Raw genomic sequence first — 26,069 nt, 5'->3', positions numbered from 1 at the left:
GGGGTGCGGAACACGGACCCGGATTACCGCTGCTGTTCCCCGAGTTCGGACTCCACGGCCCGGGCGTCCTCGGCGGTGGTGGGCGGCACGGAATCGGTTCCCGGAGCGCCCCGACCCGGATCCGCAGCGTCGATCTCGTCACCGGATGCGCGCTCGAGCGGCATGAACGGCTCGTGGGTGGACATGCCGTCGGGATTCCCCTCCTCGGAGTCCGGAAACAACGGTTCGACGAGGCGGGTCGTCACGCCGGTGCGAGTCTTCGAACCGCGTAGCTCATGGTGGCCGCTGAGGATCGGGGTGGTTCTCTGCGTGGCCAGTTCCGCCACGGGAGAGCCGATCCGGGCTTCCTGCGTCAGGATTCGGACCCGCCACCTACGCCGAAGATCTGCCCTCACTGCGGCGTGGGCAGGGACTGCGGTGGCACGGGGTGTGCTCGGACATCTGCGTTGACCACCTCGTGGTCATCGGGCAACCCGTCGAGCGGGACCGGGTGGCAGTGCAGCGCCTCGGTGTGCGCATCGAGCGGCACCATCGGCCGAGTTGGAACAGCGTCGTCGGCTGGGTGCAGGATGAGGCGGTGACCGAGCCTGCCGCAGCGCTACCCGACGACTATCCCCAGTTTCTCGACGAGCTCAAACGCCACGTTCGCCACGCCCGGCTCCGCGCCACCAGGGTGGTCAACACCGAGCTGTTGTTGCTGTACTGGGACCTGGGTCGGACCATTGCGGAGCGACAGCAGACCCAAGGGTGGGGAACCAAGGTCATCGACCGCCTCGCCTCGGACCTGCGGTCGACGTTTCCCCAGATGCGCGGGTTGTCCCGCAGCAATCTGTTCTACATGCGGCAGATGGCCCTGCTGTGGCCGCGGTCCGCAATCGTCCAGCAAACTGTTGGACGATTGACGTGGGGACACATCACGGTGCTGCTGGACAAGCTCGAGGACCAGGACGAGCGCAACTGGTACGCCGCCCAGGCCGCCGAACACGGCTGGTCCCGACACGTACTCTCCCACCAGATCGCGGGGGATCTGCACCGAAGGATCGGGGCCGCCCCGTCGAACTTTCCCGATCATCTGCCCCCACAGGAGTCGGACCTCGCCCAGCAGTTGGTCCGCGACCCGTAGCGAACGAGTCGCCGAACGCGAACTCGAAACGGCGCTGATGGTCCGGCTCGAGAAGTTCCTGCTCGGTGGCGAACTACACCTATGACACCCTGCCCGACCCGATTCGCGAACTCGTCCCCACCAACGACGAACTCGCGTCCGCGGTGGATGCCACCCTGCACGAGCTCACTGTTCATTCTTCCGAGGACAGCACCGCCGACGGCGCGCAGGAAGAGCCCGGCACCGCGCGTTGACAGGCGGGTCCATGGGAAGAGAACCAGGCACGTCCGCAAAGCGCGACAACCGCGGATCCGCTGCTGAGCGGGAGCGCCGGGGCAGGCCGCCCCCTCGGAGAACGGTTTGCCCTCCGTCCGGGGGCACGCGCACAGATCGCACGCGGCCGACACCGTGGAATATCCCGAACTGGGTGATCACCCTAGAACTGGGCGTCGGGCGCCTAAGTGAACATCAGGTTCGGATCTCGGGTATGCGATCGCCGGTCTCGCCGCGACGGACTACGGCCAGGCGAGGTCCTCGGGGTCTACCCCCCACCCGAATTCGTTCGCCGCGGCACTGGACCTGCGGCCGGTCGTGTGCTGTGCCGACTTCGTCGTCGCGACCCCGGGGTCGTCGGTGGCCTTCGAGCGAATGGACCGGCGCGACGGTCCGTGGCGTGTTCACCGTCGACGAGTCGAGGTGGCGGTCGGCCGGGCCTGATCCGGGTACGGGCCTCAGTCGAAGTCCGGAAGGGTTACGGCGTCGGAGACCACGGTGTAGTCGAGCAGCAGGACACCGTTGTCGAGCACCTTGCAGTCGCGGAGGTCGAGGGTCGCCTGCACGTCAGCGGGGTCGAACAGGCGCCGGCCCGACCCGACCAGCACGGGGTAGACGGCGAGCCGGTACTCGTCGACGAGAAAGTGGCGGCGCAGGAATCCCACAAGGCTGCCGCTTCCCATGACCAGCAGGTTCTTCTCGGCCTTGAGGGCGCGAACCCCCTGTGCGACGTCCCCCTCGATGCGGGTGGCATTCCATTCCAGTTCGGTGAGCGAGGTCGTGGCCACGAACTTGGGGATGTCGTTCATCTGCGCCTTGGAGGCGTCGTCCTCCCCGGGGTGATCGGGCCAGACCGCGGCGAACTCCTGGTAGGTGGTGCGGCCGAGAAGCAACGCGTCCGCCTCGTTCAGTTCGGCGTCCTTGAACGCGGCGATCGTGTCGTTCCAGTACGGGAACGTCCACGCGGGGTTCTCCATGACGCCGTCCGCCGAGACGAACTCGGTGACCGTGACCTTGCCCATGACATCCTCGCTTCTCGTCGTCTGCCCGACCCGTGCGGACGGGTGTGGTGTCGTGGATACAGACCGGCCGGATCATCCGAATTCATCGCGGCGCGTGGGCGGCTCATAGGAGGACATGCATGCCGGCAAGAACATCCGCGGCGCCATCGTCTTCGACCGAGCGGAACCGGCCTGCGCCGGTGGGACGGGCTCAGGCGACGCGCTCGAGCGAGGTCCCCTCGTCGAGCCGGCGCAGCGTGCGCAAGGTGGCCCACAGCAGCGCGGTGATCACCAGCCCGACGGCACCGTACGCGGGCAGCGCCGCCGAGATCGGCACCAGCGTCGCCACTGCGCCCGCGACCACCGCGCCGACGGAGGCACCGGCGGTGACCTGCGCCGCCCACACCGCGGCGATGCGCCCGCAGTACTCGTCGGGGGTGTGCTTCTGGACCGTCGCGTACCGGACGATGTCGGTGAGCGCGTCGCCGAAGCCGTGCGCGGCCAGGCCCAGCAGCGCCACCGCCACGGTCGCGGTGAGGCCCGCCCCGACGAGCCCCGCGGCGGAGACTGCCATGAGCAGGAAGACCACCTGACCGGACCGGCGGAGGTGGCCGGTCCAGCCGCTGGTGAGCGAGCCGATCACCGCGCCGACCGCCGGGGCGGTGTAGAGCAGCCCCACCACCGACGGTCCCGCGCCGAGCACCTCGGTGGCGTACTCGGGGACGAGCACCGACCAGCCGGCGAGCAGCATCGTCACGAATCCGCAGACGAGCACGCCGCCGATGACGCGGTTCCCCGACGCGTAGCGGAAGCCGCTGATCACCGAGCGCAGCGGCGACTCGTCAGCGACGTGCGTAGGCGGCAGCGACGGCAACCGGGTGATGCAGCACGTGGTCACGGCGGTGGTGAACGCCGCGAGCGCGTAGGCCACCCCGACTCCGCCGGCGGCGATGACGACCCCGCCGAGTGCGGGTCCGACCATCGCGCCCAGGTCGCCGGTGAGGGCCATGAGCGCACCGGCCGCCGCCATCTTCTCCCGCGGCAGCAGGCTGGGGGTGACGGCCATGAGCGCGGTCGCGGAGATGCCGCCGCACACGCCGTCGATCACCGCCGCCACATAGATGACCCACAGCTTCGGGTCGGGCAGGAACGCGTTGAGCGCGAGCACCGCGAACGCCACGCCCGCGGTGCCCCGGGCGACGGCGATGACGCGCCGGCGATCGTAGCGGTCGGCGAGCACCCCGCCGACGAACGTGGCGGCGAACGTGGTCACGCCGAGCACCGCCGACACGGCGGCGACCTGCGCGGTGGACCCGGTGAGCCGGTACACCTGCAGCGGCACGGCGACGACGAGGAAGCCGAGGCCGAACAGCGACACGACCCGGGCGGTGAAGATATAGCGGAATTCGCGGCTGGTGCGCAGGGGGTCGACGTCGAGGACCAGCTTGTCGATCAGGGCCACGGCCGGGTCACCGCGGGGCGAGCAGGTCGTACCACGCCTCGAGCTGCGGTTCGGTGGCCAGCGAGACGAAGTCGACATCCGCGCCGGCGCCGCGCCACTGCTCCACGAGCGCCATCAGGCGCACCGAGTCGAGGCCCTGATCGACGAGGCTGAGCGCGGGGTCGAGTTCGTCGGCCTCGATCTCGAGGAGCCGTGCGATATCGGTGCGGATCGTCTCGCGGTCCAGGGTGCCGGACTGTGCTGACATGAGGTCACTCCTTCTCGGTTGCAACGGGTTCGGGGATGCAGGCGGCCGCGGTGAGGGCCTGGACCCAGCGCCGGGCCACGACGCCGACGGTGTGCTCGTCGAGCACCTCGGCGGGGGCGGCGAATTCGCAGTCGAGCACGGGCCCCTCCGGGGTGTCCTCGACGACGGCGTCGACGTGCAGGACGTGGTCGAGCGGCGTGGCCGGGTCGACGGAACCGCCGAGCGCGACGGCCTCGGGTGCGCCCGACCACGGGGCGCCGGTGTCCTCGCCGAGCGTCATCCGGCCGAGGTAGTTGAACACCATCTGGGGCCGCCGATAGCGGTCGAAGACGTGGTCCGGCGCAAGGCGGTGCAGCAGTCCGAAGCCGATCCCGTTGTCGGGCACGGCGTTCAGCGCGTCCGCGACTCGTGCGCGCGCCTCGCGCGCGGCGGCCGCGCCGGTCAGGGCGTCCTCGGGGTCGATACCGGCCAGGTTCAGCGCGACCGGGAACATCGACGTGAACCACCCGACGGTGCGCGCGACGTCGGCCCCGGGGACGACCTGTTCCTCGCGGCCGTGACCCTCGAGTTCGACGCGCACGACGTCGCCGCCGCGGACCGACGCCACCGCCACGGCGAGTGCCGCGAGCAGGGCGTCGTTCACGGCCCCGGAGGCGAGGACGTCCTCGGTGACCGGCACGGGGACCCGCACGTGCGTCGAGCGCAGCGCTGAGACCGTGTCGCGTGCCGGGTCGAGGGCCCGAACGCCGAGGGGTGGTTCGACCGCGTCGATCGCGGGTTGCCAGGCGGGCAGCGAGGCCCTGATCCGCTCGGAGCGCGCGGCCTCGGCGAGGCCGGTCGCCCACGCCCGGAAGGACGTGCCGGGTGACGTCAGCGCGACGGTCTCGCCGCGTCCGGCCTGTTCGACGGCGTCGGCGAGGTCGGGCACGAGGATGCGCCACGACACACCGTCGACCACCAGGTGGTGCACGGCGACGAACACGCGGCCGGGGCGGTGCGGCCCGAAGTCGAACCAGATCGCCTGCACCATCACTCCGGATTCCGGATCGAGTGCGCTGTAGGCGATTTCGCGTTCGGCAGCCAACCGGTCCGCCCACCGCTCGTCGTCGACCTCGCCGACCTCGACGCGGCGCACCAGTGTCTCGATGCGCGGTGCGTCCTCGGGGACGGTCCAGCGTGGTCGGCCGCCGGTGACGGCGAACCGGGACCGCAGCATCGGATGGGTGTCGAGCAGCGCCGCGACGGCCTTCCCGAGCGTGTCCACGGTGAGGCCGACGGGCGCGACGAGCAACCGCGCCTGCGAGAACCGGGCGAGGTCGCCACCCCACGCGAGGGCCTCCCACACGATCGGGGTGATCGGCACGTCGCCCGTCGCGGCGACCGCGGGCACCGCCGCCGGGGCCGTGTCCGTCTCGTCGACCGCGGCCAGGGCCGCGACGGTGCGCAGCTCGAATACCTGCCGGGCCGTGAGCCGGAGCCCGGCGGTCCGGGCGCGGGAGACGAACTGGATCGAGACGATCGAGTCGCCACCGAGAGCGAAGAAGTCGTCGTCGATGCCCACCCGGTCGAGGCCGAGCACCTCGGCGGCCACCTCCGCCAGCACCGCCTCCCGCTCGGTGCGCGGCGCACCCGAGCCGACGAGCGCCCCGAAGTCCGGCTCCGGCAGCGCCTTCCGGTCCACCTTGCCGTTGGCGGTGACGGGGAATGCGGCCAGCACGAGCACCGCAGCCGGCACCATGTAGTCCGGGAGTCGCTCGGCGAGCACGGCCCGCACGACGGCCGGGTCCACGTCGCCGTCCGGCACGACGTAGCCGACGAGCCGGCGCACGCCGCGTTCGTCGGTGTGGGCGACGGCGACGGCGTCGCGCACCCCGCGCACCGCGGTCAGGGCCGCCTCGACCTCGCCGAGCTCGACCCGGAAGCCGCGGATCTTGACCTGGTGGTCGCCGCGGCCGAGGAATTCGAGGGTGACACGGCCCTCGCCGGCCGGGACCCGGCGCACGACGTCGCCGGTGCGGTACATGCGGGTGCCCGGCGGACCGAACGGGTCGGGCAGGAAGCGGGTGCCGGTCAGGTCGGGGCGGCCGAGGTAGCCGCGGGCCACGCCGGATCCGGCGACGTACAGCTCTCCCGCGACGCCGACCGGCACGGGGCGCAGCATCCGGTCGAGGACGTAGGCGGCGGCGCCGTGCACGGCCCGGCCCAGGCACGGGGTGTCGGCGTCGGTGACCTGTCCGACGAGCGAGTCGACGGTGCACTCGGTGGGCCCGTAGAGGTTGAACGCACGTCCGTCGGTCAGCTCCCGCAGCCGCCGCCACAGCGCCGGGTTGACGGCCTCGCCCCCGAATCCGACCGTGGCGGGCCGATGTCCGCCGGCGAACAGCCCGGCGGCGACCAAGCGGTCGAGGAACGACGGGGTGACCTCGAGGAAGTCGAGTTCGTGTTCGGCGACGTACGCGACCATCGCCTCGGGATCGCGCATGGTGTCCTCGTCGAACACGTGCACGGCGTGGCCGTCGAGCAGCCACAGCATCGGCTGCCACGAGGCGTCGAACCCGAACGACCAGGCGTGCCCGACGCCCACGCTCGTCCGGCCCGCCCCCGCCACGGTGGGGACGTACAGGTCGGCGCGGTGGCTGTCGAACAGGTTGAGCAGGTTCGCGTGGGTGATCGCCACGCCCTTCGGCAACCCGGTGGAGCCGGACGTGTAGATGACGTACACGGGGTGTTCCGGCCGAAGCGGTGCGGTGCGCTCGTGGTCGGTGACGGGTGCGGCCGGGCGGGCCCCGACGTCGGCACGGACCGTCTCGTCGTCGAGGTCGAGCACCGGCACTCCACCGAGCACCGGTCGCAGCGTCTGCGCCACGGCGCCGCTCGTGACCACGACCCGCGGCCGCGCGTCGCCGACCATGTGCGCGAGGCGCTCCGTGGGGTACGCCGGGTCCATCGGTACGTAGGCGCCGCCGGCGGCGTGCACGGCGCAGAGCGCGACCATCATGTCCGCCGAGCGCGGCAGGGCCAGGCCCACGAGCGTCTCGGGCCCGACACCCTCGTCGATCAGCCGTCGTGCCAGACGTGCCGACGCGGCGCCGAGCTGGGCGAAGGTGAGCCGCACGGCGCCGCACACGACGGCCGCTGCGTCCGGGGTGCGGGCGATCTGCGCCGCGAGCAGGTCGGGCACGGTGCGGTGCCCGTTCGACGGTGCCGGGGCGGTCGACGAGAGTTCGGGCAGCCGCTCTCGCTCGGCCGGACCGAGGACGTCGAGCTGGGCGACGCGCCGCGACTGTTCCCCGGCGAGCTGGTCGAGGAGGCGCACGAGCTGCCGGCCGAGTGCGCCGGCGTCGGCGTCGGTAAACAACGCCCGCTGGTACTCGAGGGTGAGGGCGAGCTCGTCGTCGAGTGCGGCGACGAGCACCAGCGGGAAGTTGGTGGCGTCGTGGCCGCGGACGTCGGTGACGTCGAGACCACCGGAACGCTGTGCGCGGGCGAGAGCGTCGGTGTCGATCGGGTAGCTCTCGAACACGATGAGGGTGTCGAACAGCTCGCCGAGGCCGACGGCGCGCTGGATGTCGCCGAGGCCGACGTACTGGTGGTCCAGGAGCCGGTTCTGCTCGTCCTGGACGCGCCGGAGCAGTTCGTCGGCGGGCTCGCCGGGACGCAGCGCGACGCGCACGGGCACGGTGTTGATGAACAGGCCGATCATCGTCTCGACGCCGGGGACGTCCGGGACGCGGCCGGAGACGACAGCGCCGAAGGTCACGTCGGTGCGGTCGAGCCGGGCGCCGAGGAGAACCGCCCACGCGGTCTGCACCGCGGTGTTCACGGTGACGCCGAGGTCGCGGCAGCGGCGCTGCAGCCGCGCGGCCAGGCCGGCCGGCACCGGCACGGAGCGTTCGGCGGGCAGCGCGGCGTCGAGCGACGAGCCGGCCGGGGCGAGCAGCGTGGGTTCCTCGACGCCGGTGAGCGCCTCGGTCCAGCGGCGCAACCCCTCGTCGGTGTCGCGGTCACCCAGCCACGCGAGGTAGTCGGTGAACGGACGGACCGCGGGCAGCGACGCCGGGTCGGCGCCCGCACCGTAGAGGGTGAACAGTTCCTGCATCAGCAGCGGCGACGACCAGCCGTCGAGCAGCAGGTGGTGGGCGGCGAAGATCAGCCGGTGCCGGTCCGGTGCGAGGCGCACGAGGGTGAACCGCACCAGCGGTGCGGCCGCGACGTCGAACCGGGTGGCGCGGTCCGCGGCGACGAGTTCGTCGCTGCGCTCCTCGACGGGCCGAATGTCACATCGCGTCGATCTGACCGAAGCGGTGTGACATTCGGTCACGGGGGTGGGATCGTGTGTGAGGTCGACGTCCGTCCACCGCAGTCCGGGGTCCCGGAGGACGACGCCGACGGGGTCACCGGCTGCGGTCGTGCGGAATCCGGTGCGCAGGGTCGCGTGCCGGTCCAGCAGCGCGACGACGCTGCGCCGCAACGTATCCCGGTCGAGGTCGCCGCGCAGATCGAGGACGGTCTGCATCGAGTACACGTCGGTGCCGGCGCCGTCGTCGAGACCGGCGAGGAAGAACATGCCGCGCTGCAACGGCGTGAGCGGCACGACGTCGTCGATCGGGCCGAGTTCGGTGGTGAGCGAGGCGAGTTCGGGCAGCGACAGCCCCCGGTAGGTCAGGTCCGACGGGGTGGGTCCGCCGGCGCCGGGGGTGTCGGCGTGCCGGGCCAGCGCGGCGAGCGCCTCCACCCACCGGCCGGCGACGAGGGCGACGGTCTCCTCGTCGAGGACGTCCGCCGCCGTGAATTCGCAGACGATCTCGGGGCCGCGGGGGCCGTCCTCGGTGACGGCGTTGACGTCGAGGACGTGGTCGAGGGGTGTGCCGGGATCGACGGCGCCGCCGAGGGCGCCCGCCTCCGGCGCGGCGGACCACGCCTGACCTGCGTTCTCCCCGAGCGTCATCCGGCCGAGGTAGTTGAACATCACGTCGGGGGCCCGGTACCCCGGGAAGTGCCGCGTTCCCTCGGGAGCGAGCCGGCGCAGCAGCCCGAATCCGAGGCCGTCGTCGGGCAGAGCCCGCAGCGACTCCTTGACCTGGGCCAGAGCAGTTCCGGCTGCCGCGGTACCGGCGAGGGCCTCGTGCGGGTCGATGCCGGACACGTCGAGCACGGCGGGGTACAGGGTGGTGAACCAGCCGACGGTGCGGGTGAGGTCGGCGCCGGGCACGGCGTGCTCGACGTGGCCGTGGCCCTCGAGGTGCACGCGCAGCACGTCGCCGCCGCGCACCGACGTCACGGCCAGAGCGAGGGCGGTGAGCAGCACATCCGCGACGCCCGCCCGGTACGCGGCGGGCACGGTGGTGAGGATCTGCTCGGTGACCGCCACGGGTACCCGCACCTCGCGCGACCGCGCGGTGGCGACGGTGTCGCGCGCCGGATCCAGCGGGCGGGCGCCCAGCGGCGGTTCGGTGGTCTCGGCGATCTCCTGCCAGCGCGGCAGAGAGTGCGCAATGCGATCGGACGTGGCGGCTTCCGTGAGCCCGAGCGCCCAGTCCCGGAAGGAGGTGCCGACCGGCTCGAGGTCCGGCGCGGCGCCGCGGCGCACCCGATCGACGGCGGCCGCGAGGTCGGGCACGAGAATCCGCCAGGACACACCGTCGACGACGAGGTGGTGCACGGCGACGAACACGCGGCCCGCGGCGCCGGGCCCGGCGTCGAGGAACACCACCCGGATCATCTGCCCGGCCGCGGGGTCGAGGTCCGCCAGGGCGCGGTCGCGTTCGGCCTCGAACAGCGCGCGCCACCGCGGGTCGTCGAGACCTGCCACGTCGATGCGGCGCACCGCCGCGGCCGCATCCGGCACCCGCTCGGGCACACTCCAGTCCGCGTCGCCGTCGGCGACGGTCAGGCGCGAGCGGAGCATGGGATGGGTGCGCAGCAGTGCGTCGACGGCCGCGACGAGGTGCGCCTCGGTGAGCCCGGGCGGAGCGATCAGCAGGCGCACTTGCGCGAAGCGCCGCAGATCCCCTCCGTGGTCGAGGGTTTCGCGCACGATCGGGGTGAGCGGCACCGGGCCGGTGGCCGCGACGGCGGGCCGCGCCGGCTGCTCGTCACCGATGTCGGACTCGCAGGCCGCGGCGAGCGCGGCGACGGTGCGCAGTTCGAACACCTGGCGCGCGGTGATCCGGACGCCGGCGGCGCGAGCGCGGGACACCAGTTGAATCGAGACGATGGAATCGCCGCCGAGGGTGAAGAAGTCGTCGTCGACGCCGACGCGGTCGAGGCCGAGGACCTCCGCGATCGCGGAGCACAGCGCCGACTCCGTCACGGTGCGGGGCGCACCGGATCCGGCGAGCGCTCCGAAGTCCGGTTCCGGCAGGGCCTTCCGGTCCACCTTGCCGTTCGCGGTGGTCGGCAGTTCCGGGACGCTCAGGATCGCGGCGGGCACCAGGTACTCGGGCAGGTGGGCGGCGACGGCGGTGCGTACGGCCACGGGCTCGGCCGTTCCGGTGACGTAGCCGACCAGGCGGCGCACGTCGCGGGCGTCGGTGTGCGCGACGACGACGGCGGCACGCACCCCCGGCACGGCACCCAGCGCGGCCTCGATCTCGCCGAGTTCGACGCGGAACCCGCGGATCTTGACCTGATCGTCGTCGCGGCCCACGTATTCGAGGGCACCGCGTTCGGTGTCGACCGGGTCCGGCAACCACCGCACGACGTCACCGGTGCGGTACATCCGCTCGCCCCGGCCGGTGAACGGGTCGGCGACGAACCGCTCCCCCGTCCGGCCGGGCTGTCCCAGGTAACCGCGGGCGACACCCCCGCCGGCGACGTACAGTTCCCCGGCCACGCCGGGCGGTGCCGGCCGCAGCCACCGATCCAGCACATACAGCCGGGTGCCGGGGGTCGGTCCGCCGATGGTCACGGTGTCTCCCGCGATACGGGAACAGGTTGCGTCGACCGTGCATTCGGTGGGGCCGTAGCAGTTGTAGGCCTCGACGCCGTCCGCGGCACCGAGGCGCCGCCACAGCGCCGATCCGACGGCCTCGCCGCCGACGGTCACCTTGGCGGGCCGGTGGCGGTCACCGTCGAGCAGACCGGCGTCGAGCAGTCCGCTCATCAGCACGGGCACGCAGTCGACATGATCGATGCGGTGGGTCCGCACGTAGTCGACGACGAACGCGGTGTCGGTGCGGTGCTCGTCGGGCAGCACGTGCAGGGTGTGCCCGGACAGCAGCCAGGTCAGGGCGGCGACGGCCGAGTCGAAGGCGAACGGGTAGGTCAGCAGCACCCGCCACGTGCCGGACGCCGACCGCATGATCGTCTCTCGCTGCGCGGCAACGAGATCGGTGAGATTGGCGTAGGTGACGACGACACCCTTGGGGAGGCCGGTGGAGCCGGAGGTGTATACGACATACGCGGCGTGACCGGGGCGGAACGGGCGGAGACGATCGGCGTCGGTCACCGCGGCGGCGGGCAACGCGGCGAGCCGGGCGCGCACGTCCGGGTCGTCGAGTACGACGAGGTGCGCGGCGCTGCCGGTGAGGGTCGCGCCGAGGTGCTCGGCGACGGCACGGGTGGTGAGCACGACGCCGGGGCGCGCGTCGGCGACCATGTGCGCCAACCGCTCCGCCGGGTACGACGGGTCGAGCGGCAGGTAGCCGCCGCCCGCGGCGAGCACCGCGAGGAGGGCCTCCACGGTGGCGGCGGAGCGTGGCAGGGCCAGGCCCACGAGCACGTCGGGCCCGACACCGAGTTCGATCAGCAGGCGTGCGATCCGCGCCGAGTTCGCCCCGAGCTCCGCGAAGGTGCGCTCCTCGGCGCCGCACACCACCGCGAGGGTGTCCGGACCCGCCGACGCGGGCAGCGCCGCGACGGTGCCGTCCGAGGGCGCGGCCGGCGCGACGGACCACGCGCCGAGGACGCGGTCGCGTTCGGTGCCGGTGAGCAGGTCCAGCGCGGCGGCCGGGCGGTCCGGCGAGGCGGCGAGGGTGTCGAGGATGTGGACGAGGCGGCCGGCGAGGGCGGCGGCGTGGTCCGCGGTGAGCAGGCCGGGCCGGTAGTCGAGGGTCATGACGAGGGTGCCGGCGACGCCCGCGGTGAGGACGAGCGGATAGTTGGTGGCGTCGCGGCCCTCGACGGCGGCGATCGTGACCCCGCCGGCGCGCTGGGCACGGTCGAGCGCGTCGCGGTCCACGGGATAGCTCTCGAAGACGGTGAGGGTGTCGAACAGCTCCCCCAGTCCCACCTCGCGCTGCACCTCGGCGAGGCCGAGGTACTGGTGGTCGACGGTGCGGGACTGCGCCAGCTGCACGTGCCGCAGCAGCTCGGTGACGGTGGCGCGGGGGTCCAGGCGCACCCGCACGGGCACGGTGTTGATGAACAACCCGACCATGGATTCGACGCCGGCCAGTTCCGGCGGTCGCCCGGAGACGGTGGCGCCGAAGACGACGTCGTCGCGGCCGAGCAGCCCGGACAGCAGCAGCGCCCACCCGGTCTGCAGGACGGTGTTGAGGGTGACGCCGGCGTCGCGGGCCAGGCCGGTGAGCCGGTCGCCGAGTCCGGCCGGCACCTCGACGGCGACGGCGGCGGTCGGCGTGGTGGCCCGGGTGGCGCCGGGCGGGGCGACGAGGCTCGGTTCGGTGAGTCCGTCGAGGGATTCGCGCCACAACGCGCGGGCGGCGTCGTGGTCCTGCCGGCCGAGCCACGCGAGGTAGTCGCCGTAGGGCCGGACCGGGACCAGGCCGGTGGCGGCACCGCCCGCGGCGTAGATCTCGAGGAGTTCGCGCACCAGGATCGGGGTGGACCAGCCGTCCACGACGATGTGGTGGGCGGTGAGCACGAGCCGCACGTCGTCCGGCCCGAATCGCACGAACAGCCAGCGGATCAGCGGCGGCCGCCTGAGGTCGAACCAGTCGCGCAGATCCTCGGCGAGCAGGTCCGCGAGGTGACGCTCCGCGACGTCCGCCGCGAAACCGGCCAGATCGACGCTGCGCCAGGGGGCTTCGGCGCCACGCACGACGAGGCCGGCGGTGCGGCCGTCCTTGCGGGGGCGGAAGCACGTGCGCAGGGCGGGGTGCCGGTCCAGCAGCGCCTGCGCGGAGGTCCGCAGGGTGTCCTCGTCCACCCGCCCGGTGAGGCGCAGCACGGACTGCACGGTGTAGTCGTCCGGTTCGACGGTTCCGGCGGCACGGGCGGTGTCGTCGGGCGCGGCGACGGTGCTGAGGTAGAGCAGGCCCTGCTGCAGTGGCGAGAGGGGAACGATGTCTTCGAGCGCGGAGGTGCGGGTCATGTCTGCCTAACGAACGGGTACGAGGTGCGACGAACACGGCCCCCGGGTCGCCGGACGCGGGAGCCGTGGGTACCGGGAGGACTACTGCTGCCGGTTCGCGGGCAGCGCGGCGAGTGCCTGATCGATGGAATCGAGTGCGAGCAGCGCGGTCTCGTAGGTCGCGGCGTGGGAATGCGTGACCGGAACCAGATTTCCCGCCTGCACGGCGGGCAGGGACTGCCACAGCGGGGAGGCCATCAGCTCCTGCAGCTCGGGCGAGACCGAGCCGTCGGCCTCGACGCCGTAGACGATGACGTCGACGTTCCCGAGGTTCCGGCCGATCTCCTCGACGGAGAGGTACTCGCCGTGCACGTCCTCGGTGTCGGCGGGCTGACCGGGGAACTGCAGGCCGAGGTCCTCGAACAGGTTGGTGGTGTACGACGAGGCGTACTCGCGGAAGAACTCACCGGGCTCGGTGCCGCACACGTTGCAGACGCCGGCGAAGGTCAGGTTCCCGAGGGTGCCGCGGTACTTCCCGGCGATCTCCGCGGCGCGTGCCTCGTACTGTTCCTTGTACTCGCCGTAGGCGTCGGACACGTTCGCGGCGTCGGCGTACTGCTCACCGAGTCCGCGCCAGTCACCGGGGTTGGTCAGGCCGAGGAAGACCACCGGAGCGAGTGCCTCGAGCTTGGCCGTGTCGAGCTGCGACTGCACGCGCGCGGGCACGCCCATGATGATCAGGTCGGGCGCGGCGGCGGCGACGGCCTCGTAGTCGAGTTCGCTCACGGCCCCGTCCGGCGCCACCTTGGGCAGGGCCTCGTACGCGGCCTTGGTCTCGGCGTCCATGTTGTCGAGCTCGCGGGTCCATTCGCAGGCGGCGGCGAGATTCGCGTCGGCCTGGAGCAGCGGCAGCACCGCGTAGCCGCAGGCGACGATGCGCTGCGGATCGGACGGGATCTCGATCGGCCCGTTCTGCGCCTCGAACGTGCGCGTGGCGTCCGCGGCCGGCTCCTCGCCGGAGCCACTGCCGCTGCCGCACCCCACCAGGCCCACGGCCAGCACCGCCGTCGCGCCGAACACCGCTGCGCGGCGCAGCCGGCCCCGTCCCTCAACCCGCATCGCTTACTCCCACATGTCTGTTCGCCGGGCACCCGCCCGGGCCTGATTGGTTAGGCTAACCGAACTCGATGCGGGCGCCAAGCGCTACGTCCCCGGTCCTGCGCACAGTTGCCTGCGCCGATCCTCGTCGCCTCATGACGGCTGCATCGCGTCGTTCCACGGACCGGTTACCTCGCGGTCCTCGCGCGTCGTCGACCCGGCGCACCGACCGTGACCTACGGCCTGCTCGTCATCGCGGTCGGTGCCGGATCGCTCGTAGCGCATGGACCGAACCCACCGTGGCAGGCCTATCCGACCACCCGCTGGATCAGCAGTACCGCACCGATTCCGATCATCGCGGCACCGGAAATCCAGGTCACCACCCGCGCCGCGGCGGGGCGGGTGCGCAGCACCACCCGCGCCCCCGTGCCCACCCCCGTGTAGACCACCGCGCAGCTGACCGTGTGCACCACACCCAGCAGCACGATCTGCACCGTGAGGGGCCACCGCGCGTCCGTGTCGGTGAACTGTGGCAGCAGCGCCAGGAACAGCAGAAGCACCTTCGGATTCAGCCCGCTGGTCCCCAGACCCTTGACCGCCTGCCGCACCCACGATTCCGGTGCCTGCTCCGCCCCGGCCTGCGGCAGAGCCGAGGGCTTGACGAGCATCGCGATCCCCAGCCACACCAGGTACGCCGCCCCGACCGCCGTCAACGCGGTCAGCACCAACGGCGAGCGGGCCACCAGCGCCGCGACGCCGGTCGCCACCACCGCGGTCATTGCCAGATGCCCCGACAACATCCCACCGACCGCGGGCACCACGGTGCGGTGCCGCAGCCCCGCCGCGATCGCGTACGCCCAATCCGCCCCCGGCGTCAGCACGAACAGAAACGACACCGCCCAGAACGCAGCAACGGTACCGACCGCCATGACCTCACTCATCCTTCACACTCTCGGACCGCCACGACGCCTGGCGGTTCCCGATAGAGAGATTAGGGAGATCGACCTGGAATTCGTTCCCATAATTTTCACAAGAACCGGGCTTTTAGGGGAAAATCTTCCACATGGACAACGTCGACAAGAAGATCCTTGCCGAGCTCCAACAAGACGGGCGGCTCACCGTCACCGAACTCGCCGATCGGGTCCAACTCAGCATCTCGCCCTGCCACCGCCGCCTACGCGCGCTGGAGAGCTCCGGCGCGATCACCGGCTACCGCGCCCAGCTCGACGCCGGTGCCCTGGGCCTGACGTTCGAGGCGCTCGTCTTCGTCACCATGCGCACCGTCGACCGCGACACCCTCGAGGCATTCGAACCGGCCGTCGCCGCCATACCTCATGTCCTGCAAGCGCAACGACTGTTCGGCGACCCCGATTACCTCCTGCGGGTGATCACCCGCGACCTGCCCGCCTTCCAGAAGCTCTACGACGAATCCCTCGCCACCCTCCCCGGCGTCGGGCGCCTCAGCTCCACTCTCGTCATGAAAAGCGTGGTGGACAACCGTCCCCTGCCCCTGTAGGACCCCGACCACTGCTCCGTGGCCTACGCGGTATCGGAGCGCAATGACGCCTCAGGAAAAGACGGTGTCCTGGCCGTCCCGCCGGACCGCGCCGGCGACGTTGCCGAGTCCGAGAGTCGGACACAGAACTCACGTTCCGGCAGCATCTGCGGTCGATCGGCGGGGCGACCGAAGGGCGAGCCGCTACTCCGCTGTTGACGGTCCGAATCAGTGATGCGGCGCGCCTCCTTGCCCCAGTGCAGAGAAACTCACCCGAACTCCAGGGCGAACTCGTCGATTTCGGACTGGTCGAGGTCGCTCAGCGTCAGATCGGAGGGGGTGAAGCCACCGGCGTAGTCGCGCGCGGCGTGGTCGGCGAGCGCACACAGCGCCGCGACCCAGCCGTGCGCCAACTCGGCGACGACGGACGCCGTCACGACCCCGGTGGCGTAACCCCACGTCGCGCGGAGCACCGGTCCGGCCGGCGTCTCCTCGGTGACGGCGCCGACCTCGATCGCGTGGCTCACCGGCATCGCCTCGTCGGTGGTGCCGCCGAGCACGCCGGCCTCCGGAGCGGCCGTCCACGGTCCGCCGTCCCCCTCGCCGAGGGTCAGCCGGCCGAGATAGTTGAACCCGATCTCCGGTGCCGGTGCGGCCCCGAGTTCGGTCCCGGACTCGGGGTCGAGGTGGCGGAGCATGCCGAACCCGATTCCGTTGTCCGGGATCTCCCGCAGTTGCTCCTTGACGAGCTTGAGCGCCACCCCGGCGCAGTCGCCGCCGGCGAACGCCTCGGCGAGATCCACACCGGAGACGTCGAGGCGGACCGGATACAGGGTGGTGAACCAGCCGACGGTGCGGGACAGGTCGGCGCCGGGCACCACCTGCTCCTCGCGTCCGTGCCCCTCCCGGTCCACCGGGACCGGCCCACCGCCGCACACCCGGCCCACCGTCAGCGCCAGCGCGGTGAGCAGCACGTCGTCGACGCCGGCACGGAAGCGCTCCGGCACCGTCGTCAGCAGCGCCTCGGTCACCGACGCCGGGACCTCCACCTGCACCCGCGAGACCGTCGCCATCGTGTCGCGCGCGGGATCCACCCGTCGCCCCGCGATCCGCACGCACCCGGCCGGTTCGAGGGCGCGGCGCCACAACCCCAGTTCGTCGCGTCGCGCCGGAACCTGGTCGAGCAGCCCCCGCGCCCACGCCCGCAGCGGCGTTCCCCCGCCGGCCGGTTCGGCGCCCTCGCACGCGACGGCCAGGTCCGGGACCAGGATCCGCCACGAGACCCCGTCGATCACCAGGTGATGCACCACCACCAGGATCCGGCCCGGACGGCCCGGGCCGGCGTCGAAGAAGACCACCCGCATCATGTCACCGGTCGCGGGATCCAGGGCGGCACAGGCGACGTCGGTCTCCTCGGACAGCACCGTCGAGCGAGCCCGCTCGTCGAGTCCCCGGACGTCCACCCGTGCGACAAGCGCGGCCGGATCGACGGCGTCCGCGGCACGGACGTCGAATGTCCTTGCCACCGGATCGAACACGGCACGCAGGGCGTCGTGCACCGCGAGCACCCGGCCCACCGCACCGACCAGGGTGCCGAGGTCGAGCCCGACAGGCGCGTGCAGGAGACGGGACTGGGCGAATCCCCGGTAGGGGCCGCCGCGGTCGAGGAGGTCGTGCACGATCGGGGTCGCCGGGACGAGGCCCAGGGCGGCGGTGCGTTCCGTCGCGTCCGGTGCCGTGTCGACCTGCACGATACGGGCCAGGCCCGCCGGGGTGCGGTGCTCGAAGACGTCGCGGGCGGCGAAGCGTAGTCCCGCCGCCCGGGCTCTCGACACGAGCTGGATCGAGACGATGGAATCACCGCCGAGGGAGAAGAAGTCGTCGTCGGGTCCGATCGTGTCCAGGCGCAGCACCTCCGCCACCACCGCGCACAGGCGCCGCTCGAGGTCGGTCGCCGGGGCCCGGGACGCCCCGGCGGGCGCGAAGACCGGGGCGGGCAGCGCCCGCCGGTCGACCTTGCCGTTGGGGGTGACCGGGAACTCGTCGAGCACCACGATCGCGGCCGGCACCATGTGCTCGGGAAGACGGCGGGACACGTGCTTCCGCAACACTTCCGGATCTGCTCCGGCGCCGGCGACGTAGCCGACGAGCCGGCGGCGGCCCGGCTCGTCCTCGCGGGCCACGACCACGCAGCCCACGACCGCCGGGTGCGCCGACAACGCGGCCTCGATCTCGCCGAGCTCGATGCGGAACCCGCGGATCTTGACCTGATCGTCGCTGCGTCCGAGGTACTCGAGCACCGGACGGTCGCCGCCCGCGTCGATCCACCGCACCCGATCACCGGTGCGGTAGAGCCGGGCGCCCGCAGCGCCGAACGGATCGGCCACGTAGCGGGCCGCACTCGGCCCGGGGCGGTTCAGGTAGCCGCGGGTCACGCCGGGCCCGCCGACGTACAACTCCCCGGCCACGCCCGCCGGGACGAGGCGCAGGCGGTCGTCGAGCACGTACACCCGGGCACCGTCGATCGGCGCCCCGATGTGCGGGCGCGCTCCGCGGATCTCGGCGACCGCGGCGTCGACCGTGCATTCGGTGGGGCCGTACATGTTCAGCGCCCGCGCCCCGTCGACCGCGCCGAGCGCCGACCACAGGTCCGCGGACACGGCCTCGCCGCCGACGGCGAGCAGGCCCGGACGGTGCGGCGCCGCGGGCTCGCACAGGCCGGCGGCGAGCAGTTCGGTCATGAGCAGCGGCACGCAATCGACGGCGTCGATGCGGTGGGTGCGCACGTAGGCGACGGTGGCGGCGGCGTCGGCGAGCAGGTCGGCGTCCGGCAGGTACAGCGTGTGCCCGGCGAGCATGGACAGCAGCGGGTCGATCGAGGAGTCGAACGACAGCGCGTAGGTCAGCAGCACCCGCAGCGGCCGGTCCTCCGCGCGGCCGACGGTCCGGCGCCGCTGGGTCGCGACCAGGTTCACGACGCCGCGGTGCGGCACCACGACGCCCTTGGGGAGCCCGGTCGAGCCGGAGGTGTAGACGACGTAGGCGACCCCGTCACCGGAGACGGCGCCGAAACGCTCGCCCGGCTCGAGCGGGGTGTCCGGGAGCGTGGGGTCCACCGCGGCGAGCGCGGCCTCGTCGAGGACGAGGACGGGCCTCGAGTCGGCGAGCATGTGCTCGATGCGCTCGGCCGGGTACCCGGGATCGATGGGGACGTAGGCGCCGCCGGCCTGCCACACCGCGAGGGCCGCGACGATCGCGTCGGTGCCGCGCGGCAGCATCAGCCCGACCACCGTCTCGGGTCCCACGCCGCGGCGGATCAGGTGCCGCGCGAGCCGACTGGTGCGGGCGTGCAGTTCCCCGAAGGTGAGCGTCCCGGTGGCGGTGACCAGCGCGGTCGCGGTCGGGGTGCGCCGCGCCTGGCGGGTGAACAGCTCGCCCAGGGTGTCCACGCCGACGTCTTCGACGTCGTCCATACATACGTACGGGCTGCCGGAGCGGAGACGGTCGCGCTCGTCGTCGGCGAGCAGGTCGAGCGCGGACAGCCGGGTCTGCGGATCCCTCGCGAGCGCCTCGAAGGCGCGCACCACGCGGGCGGCGAGCGCATCGGCGGTGGCCGCGTCGAACAGGTCCCGCGCGTACTCCACCCGCACCCGCAGGCCGTCGCCCGCGTCCTCGACCACGTCGAAGGTCAGGTCGAACAGGGCGGCGCCGGTGTCGACGGTGGACACCCGCGGTTCCAGGCCGGCGAAGGCGTCGACGACCGGCGGGGTGCGGTGCTGCACGAGCACCTGGAACAGCGGGTGCCGGCCGGCGCTGCGGGACGGGTTCAGGGCCTCGACGAGCCGGTCGAACGGCAGGTCCTGGTTCGCGTAGGCGTCGAGGTCGGTGCTGCGGACCCGGGCGAGCAGTTCGGCGAGCGTGGGATCGCCGGACAGGTCCGTCCGCAGAACCACCATGTTGACGAAGAACCCGACGAGGTCGTCCAGTTCGGCGGCGGGGCGGCCCGCGGTGGGCGAGCCGATCGGGAGGTCCTCCCCCGCGCCGCTGCGCGCGAGGGCGACGGCGACCGCGGTGTGCACGAGCATGAACATCGTGGCGCCCGCACCGCGCGCGACGGCCCGCAGCGCATCGGCGACGTGCGGCGGGACCGTCCGTTCGACCGTGCCGCCCGCGAACGTGGCCGTCGCGCCGCGGGGCCGGTCGGTGGGCAGATCGAGTTCCTCCGGCATCCCGTCGAGCCGGGCGCGCCAGTAATCGAGCCGGCGGGCGGCGAGTTCCTCTCCGTCGCCGAGGATCTCGCGGTGCCACACCGCGAAGTCTGCGTACTGCACCGGCAGCGGCGCCGGCGTCCAGGAACGCCCGGCGGCCGCGGCGGCGTAGGCCGCGCCGAGCTCGCGCAGCAGGATCGGGGCGGACAACTCGTCGGCGGCGACGTGGTGCACGAGCACCAGCAGCACGGCCTCCGCGGATCCGTCGTCGAAAAGCACTACCCTGATCGGGATCTCGCGTTCGAGGTCGAACGCGTGCCGCGCCGCGGCCGCCACCGCCGCGTCCAGGTCGGCCGCCGCGACGGCGCGGGCGGTGAACGGCACGCCGGGTGCGGCGAGCACGCGCTGCATGCCGACGCCGTCGTGGTCCTCGAGCACGGTGCGCAGGACCTCGTGCCGGTCCAGCACCGCGCGCACCGCTTCGTGCAGCGCCGCCGGATCGGGGACGCCGCGCAGGCGCAGCGTCAGCGGGACGTTGTAGGTCGAGCTCGGACCCTCGAGCCGGAACTGGAACCACAGCCTCTGCTGCCCCGCCGACAGCGGTGCCCGGTCGCCGCGTTCGACCGGACGCAGCGGGATCCGCAGGGCCGCGGCACCGTCGGGGCACTGCGCGGCGAGCGCCCCGACGGTCGGGTGGTCGAAGACGGTGCGGATCGGCAGTTCCACGCCGAGCGCGTCGCGGACCTTCGCGATCAGCTTGGCCGCCGCGAGGGAGTGACCGCCGAGGAGGAAGAAGTCGTCGTCGACGCCGACGGTGTCGAGGCCCAGGACGTCCGCGAACACGGCGCACAGCACGCGTTCGCGTTCGGTGGCGGCCGCGCGGCCGCCGACGAGGGCCCCGAAGTCCGGTTCCGGCAGCGACGTGCGGTCCACCTTCCCGTTGGAGGTGAGCGGCAGCGCGCCGAGGAACACGAACGCCGACGGCACCATGTGCGCCGGCAGCCGCCGCGCCACGAGCTCGCGAGCCGTCGCGGGGTCGCCGTCGCCGCCCACCAGGTAGGCGACGAGCCGCGCGGTGCCGGTCGCGTCGGGACGCGCCACGGCGACGGCCCGCGTGACGCCGGGCAGCTCCTGCAGCGCCGCCTCGACCTCGCCGAGTTCGACGCGGAAGCCGCGGATCTTGACCTGGTCGTCCCGGCGGCCGCGGTAGACGAGGCGGCCGTCCGCGGTCCACCGCACCACGTCGCCGGTGCGGTACATGCGGCTTTCGCTGTCGCCGAACGGGTTCGCCACGAACCGCGCCGCGGTCGCGCCGGGCGCGCCGAGGTAGCCACGCACCACGCCGGGGCCGGCGACGTACAGTTCGCCGTCCACGCCCGCCGGGACCGGGTTCAGCGCGGCGTCGAGCACGTAGGCGCGCAGGTTCGCCACCGGCCGGCCGATCACGGGTTCCGCCGCGTCCCCCACCTCGGCGACGAGGACGTCGACGGTGCCCTCCGTGGGGCCGTAGAAGTTGAACGCGGCGCCGTCGCGGTCGCGCAGACGTCGCCACAGGGCGTCGGTGACGGCGTCGCCGCCGAAGCCGAGGGTCGGCACGGTACCGGCGGGCAGCAGGTCCGCCTCGACGATCTGCTCGAGTTGCGCGGGCGACAGTTCGACGAAGTGCCAACCCTCGCTGCGGGCGAGTTCGGCGAGCCGGTGCGGGTCCCGCTGGGTGGCCTCGTCGACGATGCGCAGTTCGTGTCCGTCGAGCAGCCACAGATGCGGGCCCCACGAGGCGTCGAACGCGAACGACCAGGCGTGCCCGACCCGCAGGCGGTCGCGGCCGGCCTCGGCGCGGGCGCGGGAGAAGACGCGCTCACGGTGGCTGTGGAACAGGTTGACGGCGCCGCGGTGCGGGACCTCCACACCCTTGGGCCGGCCGGTCGAACCGGAGGTGTGGATGATGTAGGCGACGTCGAGTTCGTGCAGCGGGCGGCCGCGTTCGGCGCGGGTGAGCGGCTCGGCGTCGTAGCCGGACAGGTCCAGCCCGTCGAGGTTCACCGGATCGGGCAGGCCCGCGGTGCAGGAGATCTCGGCGATACGTGCGGCGCCGTCGCCGCCGGTGACCACGACACCGGGTGCGGTCTCGGCGAGCACGTGGGCGAGCCGCTCGGCGGGATGGTCGGGGTCCAGCGGGACGCACGTGGCTCCGGCCTCGAGGACGGCGAACAGCGCGACCAGCGTGTCGGCGCGGCGCGGCAACGCGACGGCGACGCGCCGCTGCGGGCCGAGCCCGAGGCTCAGGAGGTGACGGGCGAGGCGGCGCGAGCGCGCGGCCAGTTCACCGAAGGTCAGGGCGGTGGCGGCATCGCGCACCGCGGGTGCGTCCGGGTCACGGGCCACCTGCGCGGCCAGCAGGTCCGGCAGCGTGAGGTCCGTCGGCACCGGCAGGTCATCGCCGCTGCGCTCGACGAGGAGGCGGCGGCGCTCGTCGGCGCCGAGGATCTGCAGCCGGGCCAGCGGCCGGTGCGGGTCGGCGAGCGCGGCGACCTGGGTGAGGAGCAGTTCGAGGCGGCGGGCGTGCCGCGCGAGGTCGTCGGCGGTGTAGGCGTCGGCATCCGCGTCCACCCAGACCTCGAGGCCGCCGGTGTGGTCGAGCGGCCGCACGGTCACCATGAAGTCCTGCAGCGGGCCCCGGGCCACGGAGTGCACCGCGGCGTGCAGGTCCGCGAAGCGCAGCCGGTCGCCGAACGGTTTGACGTTGACGGACGGCCCGACGACGCCCCGGGAGCCCGCGGGCAGGCGCAGGTCGTTCTGGATGTCCTCCCCGCGGTAGCGGTGGTGCGGGCGGCAGTCCGCCACGGCGGCACGCACCTCGGCGACGAGACCGGCGAGGGTGCGGGCGGGTTCGGGACGCAGGCGCAGCGGCACGACGTTGACCGCGGACATCGGCACGGTCGTCGCGGCGCTGCCGAGCCGGTTCATCACCGGGAATCCCACGATCACGTCGCCGCGTCCCGTCGCGGCGCGCAGGAACGCGGCGACGGCGGCGGTGACGACGTCGCCCCAGCTCGCGCCGGTGGCCTTGCCGATCCGCGAGAGTCCCTGCTGCTGTCCGGCGGTCAGGGTCAGCCGCACGCCGCGGCAGCGGACGGCGATGCCGCCGGGACCGTCGGCGAGGGTCACGGCGTCCTCGGCGCCGTCGAGGTAGCCGGCCCAGAAGTCCCGGTCGGCGGCGAAGTCCGCGGACGCGCGGTAGGCGGCCTCCTCGGCGACGACGGGGGCGAGCGGGGCGAACCTGACCGGTGGGACCGGCAGCCCGAGCACGTCGGCGGTGTAGCGCTCGGCGATGCGCCGGGTGAGCAGGCCGAAGCCGTAGGCGTCGATCACCAGGTGGTGGATGCACAGGTAGAGGACGGCGTGCCGGTCGCCGAGGCGGAGCACGGCGGCGCGCAGGCACGGCTCGCGGGCGGGATCCAGCACGCGCGTGTGGTCGCCGGCCATCCAGCGCCGGGCGGCCGTCTCCGGGTCGGGCTCGCGGCGCAGATCGACGACGGCGGGCTCCGGCGCCTCGTGCGCGCCGGGACGGATGAGGACCGATCCGTCGGCCTCCACGGCGAAGGCCGCGGTGAGCACCTCGGCTTCGGCGACGGTCTCCCGGACCGCCCGCGTCACCGCGGCGACGTCGACGTCGCCGCGGAGTTCGACGCATTCCGCGGTGTTGAAGACGGGGTTCGCGGGGTCGAGCTGCTGGGCGAACCATACGCCGGACTGGGCCCGCGTCAGCGGAAATGCCGAGGTCGACGGGCCGGACGTGGGCACGATCGATCCCCTTTCTACGGTCGAATTCGACTGTGCCGTATCGCATCACGAGAGGTGAAGCCGGTCCGGCGCGAAACGTGACGATACCAAAGGTTAGGCTAACCGTATATGTTCTGCTGTGTCGGGTGCACGGCACCGCGACCGTCCCTGCCACCACTACGAGAGGTCTGCGCACATGCAAGCACCGGCCGTCGCCGCGCCCGGCACCGCCGCCCCGCGGCAGATCGGCACCGCCGCCCCGCGGCAGATCGGAACCGCCGCCCCGTTCGTGCTGTCGCGTCCGCACGGCACCGTCGTAGCGGAGGGCGTCGACGCCCGGTTCGACTCGGCCGGCGAGGCCGCGGCCGCGCTGCGCGCCGGCTCGGTGGCCGCCGTCGTCGGCGCGCTGCCGTTCGCACCCGACCACCACGCCGCCCTCACCGCGCCCGTCGCGCTGCGGCACCAGCCGGACCCCGTCGGGGACGTCACCGTCGCGCTGCCGCCGGTGCGGCTCGCCGCGACGCTGCCCGCCGAGGACGAACACCTCGACCGGGTGGCCACGGCGCTGCGGCAATTGCGCGACCCGGCCGACGACCTGGCGAAGGTGGTGCTGGCCCGCGCGCTGCTCCTGCGGGCGGACGCACCCGTCGACCCGGCGTCGCTGCTCGCCCGCCTGGCCGGAAACGACCCCTCCGGCAACGGATTCGTCGTCGACCTCACCGCCGCCGGGGGACCGTGGACCGGCCGGCACCTCGTCGGCGCCAGTCCCGAGGTGCTCGTCCGGCGCCGCGGCGACCTCGTCACGTGTCATCCGCTCGCCGGTTCGGCGCCCCGGCACCCGGACCCCGAGGTCGACCGGCGCACCGCGCAGCGCCTCGCCGCGTCGGAGAAGAACCTCGCCGAGCACGCCCACGTCGTCGAGGCCCTGCGCGCGAGCCTCGAACGGCTGTGCACCGACCTCGACATCCCCGGTTCGCCGACCCTGACGAGCACCCGGCAGCTCTGGCACCTGGGCACCCCGATCTCGGGCCGGTTGCGGGACCGGTCGGTCACCGCCCTCGACCTCGCCCTCGCCGTGCATCCGACCCCCGCGATCTGCGGCACGCCGACCGCCCCCGCCCGGGCGCTGATCCAGGAACTGGAGGGTGACCGCGGTTTCTACGCCGGCGCCGTCGGCTGGGCCGACCGGGACGGCGACGGCGAATGGATGGTGACGATCCGCTGCGCCGTCCTCGACGCCGACGGCACCACGCTCACGACCCACGCGGGCGGCGGCATCGTCGCCGGGTCGGATCCGCTCGACGAACTCGCGGAGACCACAACGAAGTTCGGCACGGTGCTCGAGGCGCTGGGGGTGCGGCGGTGAGCCGGTCCGTCACCCTCGTCGTCGGCGCCGCCCAGGGCATCGGCCGCGCCACCGCCCTCACCCTCGCGACGGCCGGGCACCGCGTCGTCCTCGCCGACCGGGATGTCGACGGCCTCGCCGAGACCGCCGCGCTGCTCGACGTGGCCGCTCCCGTGCACGGTCTCGACGTGTGCGACGCGGCCGGCGTCGCCGAGGCGGTCGCACGAGTGGAGGCCGCGCACGGCCCGGTCGACGCGCTGGCCCACGTCGCGGGTGTCTTCACCACCGGGTCGGTGCTCGACTCCGATCCCGCCGAGTGGCAGCGGATGTTCGACGTGAACGTCACCGGTCTGATCAACGTGCTGCGCGTCGTCGGGCACGGGATGCGCGAGCGTCGCCGCGGGGCGATCGTCACGGTCGGCTCCAACTCGGCGGGTGTGCCCCGCGTCGGGATGGGCGCATACGGCGCGTCGAAGTCCGCCGCCCACATGATCGTTCGTGTGCTCGGCCTCGAGCTGGCCCGGTTCGGGGTCCGCGCGAACGTCGTCGCCCCGGGCTCCACGGACACGGCGATGCAACGGTCCCTGTGGCCGGATCCGGCCGACGACGCGGGCGCCCGCACCGCGATCGACGGCGACGCCGCATCGTTCAAGGTGGGAATTCCACTGGGCCGCATCGCCGACCCTGCCGACATCGCCGATGCCGTCGAGTTCCTGCTCTCCGACCGCGCCCGCCACATCACCATGCAGACCCTGTACGTCGACGGCGGCGCCACGCTGCGCGCCTGAACCGGATCGAA

The 26,069-nt window shown here is 73.1% G+C and carries 14 protein-coding genes; 5 read left to right on the top strand and 9 right to left on the bottom strand.

Annotated features, from left to right (window positions below):
- Positions 1–23: 23 nt before the first annotated feature.
- Positions 24–245: a hypothetical protein gene (locus ACWPOB_RS20355; RefSeq protein WP_455401907.1), complete on the bottom strand. Its 222-nt coding sequence runs from the start codon at positions 243–245 to the stop codon at positions 24–26.
- A gap of 146 nt (positions 246–391) precedes the next feature.
- On the bottom strand, positions 392–532 hold the full coding sequence (locus ACWPOB_RS20350; protein ID WP_455401906.1) for a hypothetical protein: 141 nt from the start codon (positions 530–532) through the stop codon (positions 392–394).
- Between the two features lie 45 nt (positions 533–577).
- Here ACWPOB_RS20350 and ACWPOB_RS20345 point away from each other — a divergent pair, with 45 nt between their 5' ends.
- Both ACWPOB_RS20345 and ACWPOB_RS20340 read left to right on the top strand, forming a co-directional pair.
- Positions 578–1,123, top strand: a complete 546-nt coding sequence (locus ACWPOB_RS20345) for a DUF1016 N-terminal domain-containing protein (RefSeq protein WP_455401905.1) — start codon at positions 578–580, stop codon at positions 1,121–1,123.
- 65 nt (positions 1,124–1,188) lie between these two features.
- Positions 1,189–1,356 (top strand): hypothetical protein, encoded by a 168-nt coding sequence (locus ACWPOB_RS20340; RefSeq protein ID WP_455401904.1) that lies wholly within the window; start codon positions 1,189–1,191, stop codon positions 1,354–1,356.
- Between the two features lie 477 nt (positions 1,357–1,833).
- Here the strand turns inward: ACWPOB_RS20340 and ACWPOB_RS20335 are convergent, their stop codons facing one another.
- The 6 genes from ACWPOB_RS20335 to ACWPOB_RS20310 all read right to left on the bottom strand — a co-directional run bounded on the left by ACWPOB_RS20335 (position 1,834) and on the right by ACWPOB_RS20310 (position 15,380).
- Entirely contained in the window at positions 1,834–2,397 is a 564-nt protein-coding gene (locus ACWPOB_RS20335; RefSeq protein WP_100056470.1) for a dihydrofolate reductase family protein, read from the bottom strand.
- Positions 2,398–2,587: 190 nt separating this feature from the next.
- Positions 2,588–3,838 carry an enterobactin transporter EntS gene (entS, locus tag ACWPOB_RS20330; RefSeq protein ID WP_100056469.1) on the bottom strand — a complete coding sequence of 417 codons (1,251 nt, stop codon included), beginning with the start codon at positions 3,836–3,838 and terminating at the stop codon, positions 2,588–2,590.
- Between the two features lie 7 nt (positions 3,839–3,845).
- Positions 3,846–4,085: a phosphopantetheine-binding protein gene (locus ACWPOB_RS20325; protein ID WP_100056468.1), complete on the bottom strand. Its 240-nt coding sequence runs from the start codon at positions 4,083–4,085 to the stop codon at positions 3,846–3,848.
- A 4-nt stretch (positions 4,086–4,089) separates the two neighbouring features.
- The gene (locus ACWPOB_RS20320; RefSeq protein ID WP_455401903.1) at positions 4,090–13,362 is read right to left on the bottom strand and encodes an amino acid adenylation domain-containing protein; all 9,273 of its coding nucleotides are present in this window, start codon (positions 13,360–13,362) and stop codon (positions 4,090–4,092) included.
- Between the two features lie 81 nt (positions 13,363–13,443).
- Positions 13,444–14,460, bottom strand: a complete 1,017-nt coding sequence (locus tag ACWPOB_RS20315) for an ABC transporter substrate-binding protein (protein ID WP_455401902.1) — start codon at positions 14,458–14,460, stop codon at positions 13,444–13,446.
- 287 nt (positions 14,461–14,747) lie between these two features.
- Positions 14,748–15,380, bottom strand: coding sequence for a LysE family translocator (locus ACWPOB_RS20310; RefSeq protein ID WP_455401901.1), 633 nt, complete (start codon positions 15,378–15,380; stop codon positions 14,748–14,750).
- A gap of 122 nt (positions 15,381–15,502) precedes the next feature.
- Between ACWPOB_RS20310 and ACWPOB_RS20305 the strand changes: the two genes are divergently transcribed.
- Positions 15,503–15,955, top strand: a complete 453-nt coding sequence (locus ACWPOB_RS20305; RefSeq protein ID WP_006931915.1) for an Lrp/AsnC family transcriptional regulator — start codon at positions 15,503–15,505, stop codon at positions 15,953–15,955.
- Positions 15,956–16,203: 248 nt separating this feature from the next.
- Here ACWPOB_RS20305 and ACWPOB_RS20300 read toward each other — a convergent pair whose 3' ends face one another.
- A complete protein-coding gene (locus ACWPOB_RS20300) occupies positions 16,204–23,946 on the bottom strand; it encodes an amino acid adenylation domain-containing protein (RefSeq protein WP_455401900.1) in 7,743 nt (2,580 codons plus the stop codon).
- A gap of 175 nt (positions 23,947–24,121) precedes the next feature.
- On the opposite strand from ACWPOB_RS20300, the gene ACWPOB_RS20295 reads away from it, so the two are divergent.
- Both ACWPOB_RS20295 and ACWPOB_RS20290 read left to right on the top strand, forming a co-directional pair.
- On the top strand, positions 24,122–25,291 hold the full coding sequence (locus tag ACWPOB_RS20295; protein WP_455401899.1) for an isochorismate synthase: 1,170 nt from the start codon (positions 24,122–24,124) through the stop codon (positions 25,289–25,291).
- Complete coding sequence (locus tag ACWPOB_RS20290) at positions 25,288–26,058, top strand: 2,3-dihydro-2,3-dihydroxybenzoate dehydrogenase (protein ID WP_455401898.1); 771 nt, start codon at positions 25,288–25,290, stop codon at positions 26,056–26,058. The genes ACWPOB_RS20295 and ACWPOB_RS20290 overlap by 4 nt, the downstream gene beginning before the upstream one ends.
- The last annotated feature ends 11 nt before the right edge of the window (positions 26,059–26,069 follow it).

The organism is Rhodococcus sp. 2H158 (assembly GCF_053764755.1).
The sequence above is the reverse complement of the archived record's forward strand: the minus strand, read 5'-3'. Positions and strand labels throughout refer to the sequence as shown.